We start from the raw sequence: 14,334 nt of genomic DNA on the forward strand, positions 1-14,334 counted from the left end.
TCATACCGGGCCGGATACGTCTTGCACTTTTTAGATATCTGTCAGGGGCCGGGAGCAATAAGATCTCCGGAAGAAGAGAATGCGATCCGGCAGGGGATCATTTCTTTAAGACAGGACAGTTTTTCGGTTTCAGGCCCCAGGGCTTCACTGACAAGAAAATCGGTCGTATGCATGGTGTCCCTGATAATGACGGCCCGGACCTTTTCAGGGGGCACCGGACCAATGGTTTGGAACCCTGCCTGAACCGCCTTTTCCTCACTGGGCAGCCGGACCGGAATGGCGGCTTTTTTCAGGGACATGGCGGTCAGGGCGTTCATGATGGTGGCCTGGTAATTCATGCCTGCAAATACTTTTTCGGTGATGATGTCGGCATTGCCTAAGCCGATGGCATTGCCTGCCGTGTTTGCGGACAGGTCCAGGATCACCAGCCGTTTGGCATAAAGGCTTTGGGAAAAATCATCTTCCATTAGATCACAGGTTCTGCCGGTGACATTGGGGTCCATGCCTGACCCGCTGATCTCCTTGCCGATTTGCCGGACCACCAGCAGATCCAGCTTTTTATACGGCAGGCTGGGAAAATGGGATTTGGCCAGGGCTAAAAGGCACGGCTCCCTGGTGCTGATTTCGGCCGCCGGTATCACCTCAATCTTCATTACCTGGTCATAGGCATCCTCCACCACACCGATGCCCAGACAAAGGTTGGTTTGTTCAATAATGGTGTCGCCCATGGCTTTGAGAAGCGTATGAAATCCGTATTTCAGGGCAAAATTATGATAGGTCAAGGCACCGGCGTGCTTACCCATGCCCACCACAATCATTTTGTAAAGCCCGCTTTCCACATCCCCTTTGAATTTGGTATGTGGCTTGATGCGGTTGATGCAGATGCTGTGGTCCGCTTCCATGGCTTTTTTTGAAAAATATACAGGCACTGCGTCAAACACGTTTCCGACTTGCACTGCATCCATTTGCGGGGCAATCACTGCCTGGCAGGTATCACTTGTAACGCCTAATTTTGCAAGGGTTTTTTCCTGGCCTTCAGGGGTGGCGCTGCCGTGGCTTCCCATGGCCGGGATGATGACAGGATGGGCCCCTTTGTCTTTGATGCTCCGGCAGATTTGTGCCACAAGATCCGCAACTTTGTCAATGCCCCGGCTGCCCACGCCAATGGCTACGGTCTGTCCGGGCTTAATGCCTGACTGATCCAGAGCCTTTACCAGTTGTGCTTTCAGAGCCGTCGCCGGATCCGGCAGCGCCATGGATGGCAACGCCAGCCTTACCCGGTAAAACCCGGGGAAATTAAATTTTTTTTCAAGGTATGCCGGGTAGCGCATTTTTTGATTTTTCCGAGTCCCTATGCCGGGATCAATATTTTTATTCCACCATGAAGGGCATGAAGAATATATACTGGAAAATCAATTTTCATGTCCTTCATTTTTTTAAAAGGAGACTCTCCTTTTCCGTAATTTTTAATAATAACCCGGAAAGGTGTTTCAGGGCAACATCTCCGCCCGGCAATTCCAAATATAAAGAGATCTTCCAAGCAGGTTAAAGTTTATTTCTCTTGATCTCAAGTACCGGTAAAAATGAATTTTCAATAAAATTGATCCCTGTCCATACAAAAGAACAATAAAAAATTAAGGGTTTACCTGATATACATATATTGAAGTCAATGATACAAAACAAGCTGTTTCAAATTAAGTTGAGCTTTTTCTTCAAACCGTTCCATCATTTTTCAGCAATACTAAAAAGGAGAAATATCATGGCTTATCACATCACCACGTTCGTGAACGAATCCGGCTTGAATTCTGTGACAGCGAACCCTGAGGCTACCCGCGATACTTATTTTCTTAGCCCAGGTTCCAAGGTAAACCCACAACATCCGCCACTTTTGAATACCGGGACTTTTGGCTCTTATTCGCAAGCCTTCCCTAAAGCCAATTGGATTTATACCGGTGTCGAGACCTATGCCTTCTGGGATAGCGGGGACAGCGAAATTTTCGCGGCAACCCAACAAGATCCCAATACCGTGCAAGTGCTTTATAAAGCATCGGCTGGCAATCTCACATTAACCATCAACAAGGATGGAAGCATTGCATTCACCGCAGCTTAATTTACTCTGCGCATAAATATTCGCCACGTAGCCACATGACTCGTGGCGAATACTCCAACTTATAAGGAGTGTTTATGGATAATTTGCTTGATCATCCGTTAATTGGGCAGCGTTATTTTTTTCCTCGCAAGGGATTTTTTGCTGACCCTTTCTGGGTTGATGTTGATGGTGCCAGATTGGCATGCAGCTATCATGAAATTAATCCCGGAGCGAAAACGATCGTGCATTTTCACGGCAATGGTGAGATTGTTGATGACTGGCGCGGTGATTTTGTTACCTTGATTAATCAGATGGGCTGTAATTGCCTGCTGGCAGAAATGCGCGGGTATGGGCAATCAAGCGGTCAGGTGCAATTAGGTAAAATGATCAGCGATGTCGTGCCAACCATCGAAGCATTAAAACGTAAAGCGCAGGATTTGATTTTTTTCGGCCGCAGCGTTGGTTCTATTTTTGCCCTTGAAGCAGCAGCCCGCTTTCCTAATGCTGCCGGATTGGTTCTTGAAAGTGCTGTTGCCGATGTTCTTGAGCGTTTGTTGTTACGTGTTCACCCGGATGAGCTTAATGTTGATTTGTCTACTTTACGCAAGGTCGTAGGTCAGCAGCTTAATCATCAGCAGAAAATCGCTTTATTTAAAGGCGATGTGCTGGTGCTGCACACCGTTAATGATGGATTGATTGATGTTAGCCATGGTAAGCGGCTTTATGATTGGGCACCAGCGCGTAAAACCATTAAGCTGTTTGATCAGGGCGATCATAACAGTATCATGATGCGTAATGCCAGAGAGTATTTTGCTTGTTTGGAAAATTTTATTCGTAATCTCTAGGACGGGAGAACTACCCGGTTTCGCCCACCCGCCTTGGCCTGGTAGAGCATGTCATCCGCATGATTTATAACCCCCTGGAGCGTGTCATGGCGATTATCCGATATGCCTGCAGAGATGGTAAATTTTATGGTTTGCCCCTTATAGTCAACGGATGAGGCTTGCACACGGGTTCTGATATCTTCAAAAAATTTTTGGGCCGCTCCAAGATCAAACCCTTTGGAGAGAATACAGAACTCTTCTCCCCCGAAACGCGCCAGAAGGTGACTTTCCTCTTCCATGGTTTCTAATAACAGCCCGGAAAGATGCTTTAATGCAACATCTCCACCGTCATGCCCATAGGTGTCATTGACCTTTTTGAAAAAATCGATATCAACCATGGTGACCGTCAGCGGGGTGCGGTGCTGTTTGGATTCAGCAAAACGTCTTTCACCCACATCGAAAAAGTGACGCCGGTTGTAAAGCTGTGTCAGCGGATCTTTAATGGCCGCATCCCTAAGCTTTTTCAGCATCTCCATGTATTCGACGTTCTGGGTGACCCTGGCGTAAAACTCCTCGCTTTCAAAGGGTTTTTTTAAAAAATCATTGGCCCCGGTTTTCAGGAATTTTGCAGGCAGCAGCGTGTTGCCCTTGGCAGAAATGCCGATGACAATCATTTCACTTTTACTGTGTTTTTGCCGGATCCGGCGAACCAGTTCAAAACCGTCCACGCGCGGCATGTGATAATCGGTTATCACAAGCTTGACATCATTATGCCCGGCCAGTTTTTCCAAGGCATCCTCGCCGTCTTCGGCTTCGATCACCTGGTACTGATGCGTGGTCAAAAGATTTTTGTAATGGGCCCGAAGAACCCTTGAATCATCCACCACCAGGGCCTTGATCTTCTGATTCATGTAAAGGCGGACAATAAGCTTTTTGATATGATCAATGCACGCCACACCCTGCTTGAGGACGTAATCAATGACATTTTTGGAAAGGATCTCCGAACGGATCTCTTCGTCAAGGGTACCGGTCAGAACAATGGAGGGAATCCCCTTGGACATGATATAATCCACGGCCTCCCCCCGGGGGGCCCCTTTTAAACTCAACCCCATGACAGCAACAAAAAAATCGGTTTTTTGTTCAAGCAGGGCGCGGGCTTCATCCAATGAAAACACCTGAAAGATCTCAACACTCATGTCGGCCTCAAGGGCCTTTTTCATGATATTGGAAATCGTCTTGTTGTCTTCAATTATCAGGATGCTGTTTTTTACAATATGCTCCATAACAAAAATCGCAGGATCAGAAAATGGGCCTTAAAACATGGGCAAACCAGCCTAATCCTTCATATTCACGATATCCTTTGGTTTTTGAAGAACCGAATATATACCGTTTCTCCTGGTATTCCAATAGGCCGGAAACCGTGTCGCCTGCCTTGAGATCAAAAATTTGATCCGGCAGATCCAGTTTCATCCCCACAGGAAATCTTTCTGCATCAGTTGTTTCGATGATTTCAGACTGGTTGTTGGTATAAATTGCAACACTGCCCTCAATAATCATTCCCTGCCGGTCCTTGGGCAGGCAGGTGTGAAGAATCTTTTTTGCCTCTGTGTCCCAATCAAACAGGATACCCAATACGCCGATGCTGTCGCCCTCCCGTTCGCCGTTTCTTCTGACCCCGTTGGCATAGATTAATGAGCGCTCCTTGTTTTTTTCCAGATTGGAATCCGCCACATCCTGGACCGCATACTCGCTTGACAGGGTAGTTCTCATTCCCATCTGAAACCAGACCTGGTCAGACACATTGATCTTGGACAGTTCATTTTTCAATTCAGTTCGGGAACAGGCATGAATGTCGCCGTTGGCATCCGACAAAACCAGATTCCGGTACATGGTATAACTGCCGTTGATGACCTTCAGACGGTTTCCGGCTTTTATAAAATTTTCTTCGGTTGGATTTAAAAGGGCTGTCCAGAAATATTCATCAGTGGCCCACCATCTGATGTCGGCGGATCGCTCAAACAGGTTCCTGTCGATGAGATCAATGGCCTGTTTTGAGAAATTCTCAAGGGCTTTTAAATTCAGCTGCAGTTCCGCATTGGCCATCTCTTTAAGAAGATCTTCCATGCGGGAGGTTACATAGTCCCCGGATTTTGTAATCTGATTGAATATCGGCCCTAACGCCCCGCCGCGTTTTCCAAGCTTGGAAGCAAATACAATACCGTTCAGGGAAATCAGCTGGATCGACTCTTTATCATCCTGAACTTTTCGATAGGTCTGTTTGTTGATATCCGGAATGATTTTTGAATTCAACAGCTCTTCGGCACTGATATCATAGATATCGGCATCCGAGCTGTTTTCAAATATATGGGACTTGGGGATAATCACATGGGAGCTCCAGCCAAGTCCCCGGTAATCCAGATATCCGTCGGTTCGTGCAGAAAAAACAGCAGAATCACACCCTTCAAAAACCAGATAGCTGTTCATGCTTTCGCCATCGTTTAATGTCCGGTTTCTTTTGGGAAGATGGGCGCTTTCACCTATTTCAAGGATGTTTTCGTCCGTGGACGCGATGATTTTTCCGCGGCTGTTGGTAAACATGGAATAACAGCCGTCCAGAATTTGCCCGGCCTCGTCCATGGGCATATACTCTTCCAGAATAATCTGGGCCTCTCCCTGGAAATCGAAAAACACGCCCATGGCACCGCTGACCTTGTCGTTTTCGTCACTGTTCTCCCTGACAGCAGTGGAATAAACCAGGGAGAGCTGATCTTCCACGTTTGACGGATAAATGTCCTGGGCAAAATATTCTGTGCCGTTTTTTGTGTCAAGGGCCTTAACGAACCAGGCTTCTTCTTTTACACACAGGCCCAATACCGCCAGTCGACGTTCGCTGTTGGCATTGGCGATAATGAACCCGTCTGAATCCGCAATCACCAGGTCCCGGTAAAGGGTATAGGAGTTGTTGATATCCTCCAGCCGGCAGCAGGCAAACTCAATTTTTGAGGCAAGTTGAATCAGTCGTTTGAGAAACGATTTAAGCGTTTTTCCAACATTTGCCGTACTCGTGCTGTCCAGGCAATTATTCAGCTCGTTGAATGCGGATATAAAGTCTTCCAGCGCGTTTTGCTTGAGTAAGCCGGAAAAATTTTCAAGCCCGCCTTTTATCCGTTCCAGTTGATTTGAAAAGGATATTTCCTGGGACGTCCTTTCCAGGGCCTTGTCATCTGCGTCGCTGCTTGCTTCCGAGATGCCTTCCAACAGTCTAAAAATATCGGATGCCTCTTTTCTGGTTTCCTCATAGAATTGGATGCAGTTGCTGAATGCGGTTTCCAGCGCCCACCACCGCACATCACAGGTCCGTTCTAAAAGGTTCCGGTCAAGGGTGTTGATTTTGTTGTACGCAGTGGTATGCAAAATTGAGGCATGCAACTGCTCTTTTGCGACGTAGTACTGGTCAAAAAGCTTTTTGGTGACATCTAAAAGTTCCCGGGAAAAATTTTCCACCCGTTTCATCAGCTCGGTGATCTGCTCCTGCTCAGTGGGATTTGCACTGATCTCCATAGCAGTTGACTCCCCTTGATTACAGACCGGGAAAATGCCGTTTAATTCGCTTACAATTCTTTCGTAGAATTCCCGGTGTTCGAATTGAATCGAGGGGTCAAAAATACTGAATCTTTTTGCCGCACCCATATCAGCTGCCATGGTTTGTATCCTCCATATGCGTGACGAGGCCTAGGATTAGTTTGGGTATTGATAAAAGAGAGATCAGATCCTCGCCACTTTTCATGACCCCTTCAATGTATGTTTCATTCACATGGGCCGGCGGTGGATAAAAAGATTCCAGCTCACCGTCAATAATTTTAAAAACGTCATCAATCAATAAGACAACTGGTTCGTCTCCGGCATTCAGCCCCAGGTCCAGGGCTTCCTGGGGGAGCCCGTCCTGGGTTTCCAGGATGATCATTTTTTTCCGTTGCCCGGTGGATGCCGCCGTTATCCCGGATTTAAACAGACAGCGCTTAAGATTTATGACAGCAGTGGTTCTGCCCCGAAGGTTCATAAGGCCCTCGATTCTTGAATCGTTCCCCGGGATGGGATCCACAGTGGCCTGTCTTGAAATTTCCTGAACCAGGTAGATGGGAATGCCGAAAAGATCGTCAGCAATATAAAATGTAGCATATTTCATCATGCATTCCTTGGGTTGGTTTTATTTGTTTCATAAAGTTCGCTGATCCGGTGCAGGACCCGGTCCTTGTCCAGTTTCACCTCATAGGCATCAAATCCTGCGTCCATACCTTTTTTGATATTCTCTTCACTGTTCAGCGATGTTAATGCCATGGCGGGAATGTCCCGGAGTCTTGGATCTGTTTTAATTGTTGAGACCAGCTGGTATCCGTCCATAACAGGCATTTCAATATCTGAGACCAGGATGTCGAATTCATCCGGTTTTGCGATCAGCGCATGCAACGCCTCTTTACCGTTCTTGCACACGGTTATGTTTTTAATCCCGTAGGATTTAAAATACTGCACGATAAGCTGCCTGAAAAAGATCTGGTCTTCGGCAAGCAGAATCCGGCATTGTTCAATATTGCTGGAAAGCTTTTTGTGATACCGTTTCGGGTCAAACTTCTGCAGCAGCGTAAATATGTCCAGAAGGGTGATCAGCTCATCATTGTGGAAAAAGGTCCCCATGATGCCGTTTTCATCGGCCTCTTTGGTGTTCAGATTTTCCGTAAGTTCAATATGTGTGATAATACGGCATCCAACGATTCCGGTGGGGTATTTTATTCTGGAAGGGACAAGGAATATCAACTCTTCTTTTGGCTTTTCCAGGGAGGACACATCCAAAGATTTGTCCAGGCGAAGCAGGGGCATGGATTTGCCATGACGCTGGATGAACTCACGGTTGCCCACTTTTTTTACATCTTTTATTTTAAATTTGTCGATTTCCGACAACAGATTTACGGGAACGGCAAAGTACTCTTCAGGTGCATAATTAAACACCACAACCTGCTGCTTATCATCCTGCATCACCCTTCTGGCGGCTTGATGATGGGTTTCCTGGTGGCGGGAAAAATTTAAAGCCGCCTTTTCCACCAGCCCGTTGATGTCAAGAATCAACGCCACTTTTCCGTTTCCCAGAATGGTGCTGCCTGCAAATACCCTCCGGTGCTTGATCAACTGGGGCAACCGTTTGACGACAATCTCCTCCTTACCCATAATCCGGTCCACCAAAACGCCGAAATAGTTTTGTTTGAATTGAAGTACAATAAAAATAAGGTTGTCTTTCCGCCGGTCTGCTCCTGTTCTCTGATTCCGGCTTTTTTTAGCTTCACCCCGGGGGACTTCCAGGCGCCGGTCAACAAAAGACTGTCGTCGGTCTTGGGATTTTTTGCCGTCATTGGAAATATAGGTTCTGGGAATTTCAAGAATATCCTCCAGGTGAACCAGGGGGATCAGTTTATCCCTGAGCTTGAAGACTTCCTGGTCTTTGATTCTGGCGATCTGCTGCATTTCCACATCCGGTGACAGCGTGATCACCTCGTTGACCGCGACCTGGGGGATTGCCAGTGTGTATGATCCGATATTTATGATCAGTCCGGCAATCACCGAGGAATTGACAATGGCCTGGGTCAGGGGGATCCGGGCCTGAATCAAAGTGCCTTTTTCCGGTTTGGAGGAGATATCCACCATACAGCCGATTTTTTCCAGGTTGTTGCGTACAACATCCATGCCCACGCCCCTGCCTGAAAGCGTGGTGGGATGTTCCTGGGTGGAAAATCCCGGGTGGAAAATGAAATGTATTACATCTTTGTCAGAAAGCAGCCCGGCTTCTGCCTCGGTGACCAGTTTTTTTTCGATGGCCTTGGCCCGGATCACATCGGGATGAATGCCCTTGCCGTCATCCTCGACCTCAATGAGAATCTGTCCGCTTTCGTGGCGGGCCCGAAGGTACAGATTGCCTAAAATGCCTTTGCCGGAATTGGAACGTTCCCCCGGCTTTTCTATGCCATGATCCACTGCGTTTCGAACCAGATGGGTCAAGGGATCTGAGAGCGCTTCCAGAATGGTTCTGTCCAGTTCCAGTTCGCCGCCGTCAATGTGCAGCTCAATTTTTTTGCCAAGGTCCCTGGACAGGTCACGAACCGTTCGCTTGTATTTATTGAACAGATGTCCGATGGGCTGCATCCGGATCTGTATGACGTGCTGGTGCAGTTTTGTAATACTTTGAGAAAGGGTCTGGAACGGCTTATCTCTCTCATATTTTGTTAAGAATTGATTGCGCCCCAGTACAACTTCTCCAATCAACTCCAGCAACTCGTCCAGAACATCCACACCAATACGGATGGTACTTTTTTCAGTCCCGTTGGACAGCAGGCCGGTCCCGGTTTCCGGTGATACGGGACCGGTTTGGTTTTTCTCTTTTGGTTTGTTTTCAATTTTGTCATTTTCAGGCAACGCCTTTTCGGCCTGGTCGTTTGCGGGAAATCTCCTTTCATCCGGAGCCGTCTGGGCTGTATCCGGATGTCCGGACCAGGCCTGTTTAAGTTCGGCCACCAGCTCGTCTATGTCCAGATCATTTCCAAAATCCGGCGCAAAGAGCATGTCCGAAAGGGTGTCCCTTGCCCTTAAAAGAATATCGACAATGTCTGCCGTAACCGGAATGTCATTGCTTCTTATTTTTTCCAGCAATGTTTCGGCATTATGGCCGACCCGTTCAATGCCGGTAAGTTGGAAAAATCCTGCTGCGCCCTTGACTGAGTGAATTGCCCGGAATATTTCATCAACGTCCTTTGAAGACCTGTTTGTTTCCAGGCCTAATAAGGTCTGCTCGATGGCGCTGAGATTCTCGGCACTCTCCGCTACAAATTCTTTTAATAAATCTTCGGATTCGGTGTCCACATCCCATCCTTTGGCTCTGCTGGTCATTATTTCTACAAACAATCTATAAATTGTCTTAATTATTTTTTGCAAAAATAATACCAACTATATATATGATATTTAAAATAACAAAATTTTCTTTTGCAATGGTATAAAAAATTACAAATAGAATCAAATCAAATCGTTTGCGTGACATTATTGTAAATAGAAAAAAAACAATAATGTTATTTCAAGACATCATTAAAGACGATTGACAGACGTGGTGCCGGTGGCTTCTTCATTATTGAGGGGAAGCCCGCAGATATCGTGCTGGTATTGGCATCCGTAGACAACGAGAAGTTGATGCGTCCACGACGACAGGAATGATCAGTGCTTGATAGGGATAAGATATCATGATACATTCACTCGATTTTCAACCAGTTGGACAAAATTAAGGCATGGCAAAAAAAAAAGATAAAACCATATTCCGCTGTAAAAACTGCGGAACCCAGACGCCTAAATGGATGGGCCAGTGTCCGGACTGTGGAGACTGGGACAGCCTTATCGAGGAGACCCTGGTGGTTCGGACCCCGGGTGTGGCGGGTGCGGGCAGGCCTGCCATTGCAGCCAGACCCGTACCCATTGAAGACGTGGAGGTTTCCTCTTCCCTGCGTATGGGCACCGGTATCAATGAATTTGACCGGGTTCTGGGTGGCGGTATTGTTAGCGGCTCCCTGGTGCTTATTGGCGGAGATCCGGGGATCGGCAAATCCACGCTCATGCTCCAGGTGTTGTCCACCCTGGCAAAGGCCGGGAAAAAATGCCTGTATGTATCGGGCGAGGAATCCATAGGCCAGCTTTCCATGCGGGGCAAGCGTCTGGGATCTTTGGGCAGTTCTTTGTTTGTGGTGTCTGAAACCGACCTTGAGGCGATTCTTGCCATGGCGGAAAAAGATCAATATGACGCCATGGTTGTAGATTCCATTCAAACCGTATTTCACCCCCAGGTCACCTCTACGCCGGGCAGCATCTCCCAGATCAGAGAAGCATCCATGCAGTTCATGCGCTTGTCCAAAACCGTGGGGCTTCCCATTTTTCTTGTGGGACACGTCACCAAGGGCGGGGCCATTGCAGGCCCCAGAATCATGGAGCACATGGTGGACACTGTGCTTTATTTTGAAGGGGATAAAAACCATATTTTTCGAATCCTTCGGGCCGTGAAAAATCGTTTCGGATCCACCAATGAAATCGGGGTGTTTGAAATGCGGGACCAGGGGCTGACCCAGGTGCCTAACCCGTCGGCTGTATTTTTGTCTGAACGGGCTATCGTGGCCCCGGGCTCCGTGGTCACGGCCAGCATGGAAGGGTCCCGTCCCATTCTGGTGGAAATACAAGGCCTTGTCTCCACGTCCGGACTTGGCACACCCCGGCGCACGGTTTTAGGACTGGACAGCAACCGGGTGGCTCTGATTGTGGCGGTGATGGAAAAACGCCTGGGCATGAATCTGGCCGGTCTGGACATTTTTATGAATGTCACGGGCGGGGTCCGCATCACCGAACCCTCGGCTGATCTTGCCATTGCAGCCGCGCTTGCCTCAAGTTTTCTGGACCGCCCAGTACACAAGGAGACCACCCTGATCGGCGAGATCGGACTTACCGGCGAGATAAGGGCCGTAAGCCATGCCCAGGCCAGGATTAAAGAAGCCGCCAAAATGGGATTTACACGATGTCTTGTGCCTACGGCCACCATGAAACAATTGTCAAAAACAAAAGGCATGGCCATTGAAAGCGTCAGTTTTTTAAGGGATGCCGTGGAGGTTCTGTTTGAAGGGTAAAAAAAAGATAACAAAAGGAGCAAAGCCTGCAGGCAAGGGCGGCAAAACCGGGCAGTGGGCGGACCATCTCACACAAAAGGCCAAATCCATGGGCTATCCTGCCCGGTCCGTGTTTAAACTTGAAGATATTCAGAACAGATTTCAGATTATTAAAAAAGGGGACATTGTTCTTGATCTTGGGTGCTCTCCGGGATCCTGGACCCTTTACGCAGCAAAACTTGTGGGTGACCAGGGCCGCGTGCTCGGCATTGATTTAAAAGCGGTTGAAACAAAACTGCCGCCCAATGCGGTAACCATTCAGGATGACATTCTTAACCCCGAACACCCGGCGTTTATTGAGCCCCATACAGGTGCGTTTAACGCCGTGATCAGCGACATGGCCCCGGCCACCACGGGCAGGAAAGATGTGGATGCCATCCGCTCCGTTGAACTGTGCCGCATGGCCCTTGACACGGCCTTGAAAAATTTGATTTTTCAAGGTAGTTTTGTGTGCAAAATTTTCCAGGGAAACGACTTCAAAGCGTTTGAGCAGGAAGTGAAGGCAGCGTTTAAGGAGTGCCGGGTGTTTAAGCCCGAAAGCTGCAGAAAACAAAGCAAAGAAATTTATATCATAGGAAAAGATAAAAAATAATAAGGAGACAATATCCATGTCAGGACATAGCAAATGGTCGACCATCAAACATAAAAAAGGAGCGGCCGATAAAAAACGGGCAAAGGTGTTTACCAAGCTGATTAAGGAAATTACAGTGGCCGCCCGCATGGGCGGGGGTGATCCCGGGGCCAACCCCCGGCTGCGCCGGGCCATTGACTCGGCCAAAGCCCAAAACATGCCCAAGGACAATGTGGACCGGGCCATTAAAAAGGGCTCCGGCGACATGGACGGGGTCAATTACGAGGAACTCATGTATGAAGGGTACGGACCCGGCGGCGTGGCGGTGATGGTGGAATGCCTCACAGACAACAAGAACCGGACCATTGCCGATGTCAGGTATATTTTTAACAAGGCAGGCGGCAATGTGGGCACGGACGGTTGCGTGGCCTGGATGTTTGATAAAAAGGGCGTGATTACCATTTCCAAGAAAAATACAGACGAGGATACTCTCATGGAAGTGGCCCTTGACGCAGGGGCTGAAGATATTAAAGACGAAGGCGACAGCTTTGATGTGCTCACTGCACCCGATGATTTTGATGCGGTCAAGGATGCCATTGATGGCGCACAGATCCCTTATGAGGTGGCTGAAATCTCCATGGTTCCCCAGAATACCACAGCCGTATCAGGCAAAGAAGCCGAGCAGATGGTCAGATTCATGGAGGCCCTGGACGACAACGATGATGTCCAAAATTTTTATACCAACGCCGATATCCCGGACGAGGCTTTTGACGCCATGTAATTTCGTTTAAGGATTTTTATCCTTATTCAAGGGGCATCAATGCAACGAAGAAGACAGGTAAAAAGACAAACCATATTGTGGATTTTATTATTTCCATGGCCCTTATCCAAGATAGCCTGGTACAATTTGAGTCAAATGTTTAATGCTTTTTCATGCGGTTGCCCTGCTAACAGACGAATAAGGTATTGACAGAAACCCAAAATTTTATTAATTTTGGCGAGTCGTGAGCCCAGGTAGCTCAGTCGGTAGAGCAGGGGACTGAAAATCCCCGTGTCAGCAGTTCAATTCTGTTCCTGGGCACCATTTAAATGCATTGTGATATGTCCCCATCGTCTAGCCCGGTCCAGGACACAGGCCTTTCACGCCTGCGACAGGGGTTCGAATCCCCTTGGGGACGCCACTTAAAAATAAAGGCTTTCGGCATGTTGCCGGGAGCCTTTTTGTGTTGCGGACACAAAAAAATCTCGGGGTCATCCTCTCGCAGCTCTCTTTGTCTTAAAGGGAACAAGGGTTCCCGGTCCTGCCAACCCTTTTTCAAGGGCTTCCCCCTGGTCGATTCGAGACCAAGCTTTTTTAAATACCTGTTTGTCGTTGTCGGGCTTTTATGCCGTAATATCGACTGTATTACAGACACGTCATATCCCTTATGGTAAAGGATACTGGCCGTCAGATGTCGAATGCCATGAAAACCAAATGGTTTGACGCCTGCTCTTTCACAAAGTTTTTGCTGGCTATAACGGATTTGGGGGTACGTCAATGCTATACGTTCCCCTTAAAACACCCAGACGGCGAGAAATCACGCAATTTGACGACCCTTAGAAAGCTCCAGGCCGCGTGGCCAAGAGAATTTAAAAATTCTTTTTTTATACGGGATACTGTACTGCGGCATGCGCCGAGAACCTCCCTATCAGCAAGCATTAGCAAAAGAAGCCAACGCCGTACAAAAATTTTAAAACCAGAGCATAAATACCATTAATGCCCGGTCTCTTTTTTCGGGTGTGTCCCACCTGGGTGCTCACCCGGTAATACTTTGAAAAAGAAAAAATGCCAATTATCCTATCAGTTTGGATATATATACCGAATTGATTGGAGGATTGACCCATGCGAAAACCCAAGGACTGGGGCCAGCCATGCCCAAACCCGGAATGTTCCCATTATCGGCTGATGAACCGAGGTAATATTAGCGCCATTTCGACCTATATGACCCAGAGCGGAAAACGACGTATCTTTTATTGCAACAAATGTGATCACTGCTTTGCAGAGACACGTGATACCGTCTTCTTTGACCTGCGGACCCCGGAAGACAAGGTGATGATGGCCCTGAAGATGCTCTT

At 47.8% G+C, this 14,334-nt stretch carries 10 protein-coding genes, 2 tRNA genes and 2 pseudogenes; 8 read left to right on the forward strand and 6 right to left on the reverse strand.

Translation table 11 applies throughout. The features are described 5' to 3' along the window. Positions 1-41 precede the first annotated feature (41 nt). On the reverse strand, positions 42-1,331 hold the full coding sequence (locus tag Q366_RS11665) for a nickel pincer cofactor-dependent isomerase, group 22 (protein ID WP_035239065.1): 1,290 nt from the start codon (positions 1,329-1,331) through the stop codon (positions 42-44). A 428-nt stretch (positions 1,332-1,759) separates the two neighbouring features. Here Q366_RS11665 and Q366_RS11670 point away from each other — a divergent pair, with 428 nt between their 5' ends. Both Q366_RS11670 and Q366_RS11675 read left to right on the forward strand, forming a co-directional pair. Further along, positions 1,760-2,110: a hypothetical protein gene (locus Q366_RS11670; RefSeq protein ID WP_035239068.1), complete on the forward strand. Its 351-nt coding sequence runs from the start codon at positions 1,760-1,762 to the stop codon at positions 2,108-2,110. 74 nt (positions 2,111-2,184) lie between these two features. Next, entirely contained in the window at positions 2,185-2,934 is a 750-nt protein-coding gene (locus Q366_RS11675; RefSeq protein WP_035239070.1) for an alpha/beta hydrolase, read from the forward strand. Here the strand turns inward: Q366_RS11675 and Q366_RS11680 are convergent. The 4 genes from Q366_RS11680 to Q366_RS11695 are packed head-to-tail and all read right to left on the reverse strand — an operon-like array spanning position 2,931 to position 9,816. Further along, positions 2,931-4,196: a diguanylate cyclase gene (locus Q366_RS11680; protein ID WP_035239072.1), complete on the reverse strand. Its 1,266-nt coding sequence runs from the start codon at positions 4,194-4,196 to the stop codon at positions 2,931-2,933. The two genes, Q366_RS11675 and Q366_RS11680, sit on opposite strands and share 4 nt — an antisense overlap. 16 nt (positions 4,197-4,212) lie before the next feature. Then, positions 4,213-6,615 (reverse strand): cache domain-containing protein, encoded by a 2,403-nt coding sequence (locus Q366_RS11685; protein WP_035239073.1) that lies wholly within the window; start codon positions 6,613-6,615, stop codon positions 4,213-4,215. Continuing rightward, the gene (locus Q366_RS11690; RefSeq protein WP_035239074.1) at positions 6,605-7,099 is read right to left on the reverse strand and encodes a chemotaxis protein CheW; all 495 of its coding nucleotides are present in this window, start codon (positions 7,097-7,099) and stop codon (positions 6,605-6,607) included. Before Q366_RS11690 ends, Q366_RS11685 begins: the two co-directional genes overlap by 11 nt. After that, entirely contained in the window at positions 7,099-9,816 is a 2,718-nt protein-coding gene (locus Q366_RS11695; RefSeq protein WP_169742960.1) for a hybrid sensor histidine kinase/response regulator, read from the reverse strand. Before Q366_RS11695 ends, Q366_RS11690 begins: the two co-directional genes overlap by 1 nt. A gap of 416 nt (positions 9,817-10,232) precedes the next feature. Between Q366_RS11695 and radA the strand changes: the two genes are divergently transcribed. From radA to Q366_RS11720, 5 genes are all read left to right on the forward strand, one after another. Next, entirely contained in the window at positions 10,233-11,609 is a 1,377-nt protein-coding gene (gene radA / locus Q366_RS11700) for a DNA repair protein RadA (RefSeq protein WP_035239076.1), read from the forward strand. Next, positions 11,599-12,240, forward strand: a complete 642-nt coding sequence (locus Q366_RS11705) for an SAM-dependent methyltransferase (protein ID WP_035239077.1) — start codon at positions 11,599-11,601, stop codon at positions 12,238-12,240. Before radA ends, Q366_RS11705 begins: the two co-directional genes overlap by 11 nt. A gap of 16 nt (positions 12,241-12,256) precedes the next feature. Continuing rightward, a complete protein-coding gene (locus Q366_RS11710; RefSeq protein WP_035239078.1) occupies positions 12,257-13,000 on the forward strand; it encodes a YebC/PmpR family DNA-binding transcriptional regulator in 744 nt (247 codons plus the stop codon). A 227-nt stretch (positions 13,001-13,227) separates the two neighbouring features. Continuing rightward, positions 13,228-13,303: transfer RNA gene (locus tag Q366_RS11715), tRNA-Phe, on the forward strand. Positions 13,304-13,322: 19 nt separating this feature from the next. Continuing rightward, positions 13,323-13,400: transfer RNA gene (locus Q366_RS11720), tRNA-Glu, on the forward strand. Between the two features lie 180 nt (positions 13,401-13,580). On the opposite strand, the pseudogene Q366_RS22370 reads toward Q366_RS11720, so the two are convergent. Continuing rightward, positions 13,581-13,757: pseudogene (locus Q366_RS22370) on the reverse strand (tyrosine-type recombinase/integrase); the annotation flags it as partial. 344 nt (positions 13,758-14,101) lie between these two features. Between Q366_RS22370 and Q366_RS11730 the strand changes: the two are divergent. Continuing rightward, a pseudogene (locus Q366_RS11730) lies at positions 14,102-14,334 on the forward strand (IS1 family transposase); the annotation flags it as partial.

It is taken from the genome of Desulfobacter vibrioformis DSM 8776 (assembly GCF_000745975.1).
GTDB classification, from domain to species: domain Bacteria; phylum Desulfobacterota; class Desulfobacteria; order Desulfobacterales; family Desulfobacteraceae; genus Desulfobacter; species Desulfobacter vibrioformis.

Bases quoted from the DNA above. Each gene is read 5' to 3' on its own strand.
- Q366_RS11665 (WP_035239065.1), bottom strand. From the start codon at position 1,331: ATGCGCTACCCGGCATACCTTGAAAAAAAATTTAATTTCCCCGGGTTT.
- Q366_RS11670 (WP_035239068.1), top strand. From the start codon at position 1,760: ATGGCTTATCACATCACCACGTTCGTGAACGAATCCGGCTTGAATTCT.
- Q366_RS11675 (WP_035239070.1), top strand. From the start codon at position 2,185: ATGGATAATTTGCTTGATCATCCGTTAATTGGGCAGCGTTATTTTTTT.
- Q366_RS11680 (WP_035239072.1), bottom strand. From the start codon at position 4,196: ATGGAGCATATTGTAAAAAACAGCATCCTGATAATTGAAGACAACAAG.
- Q366_RS11685 (WP_035239073.1), bottom strand. From the start codon at position 6,615: ATGGCAGCTGATATGGGTGCGGCAAAAAGATTCAGTATTTTTGACCCC.
- Q366_RS11690 (WP_035239074.1), bottom strand. From the start codon at position 7,099: ATGAAATATGCTACATTTTATATTGCTGACGATCTTTTCGGCATTCCC.
- radA (WP_035239076.1), top strand. From the start codon at position 10,233: ATGGCAAAAAAAAAAGATAAAACCATATTCCGCTGTAAAAACTGCGGA.
- Q366_RS11710 (WP_035239078.1), top strand. From the start codon at position 12,257: ATGTCAGGACATAGCAAATGGTCGACCATCAAACATAAAAAAGGAGCG.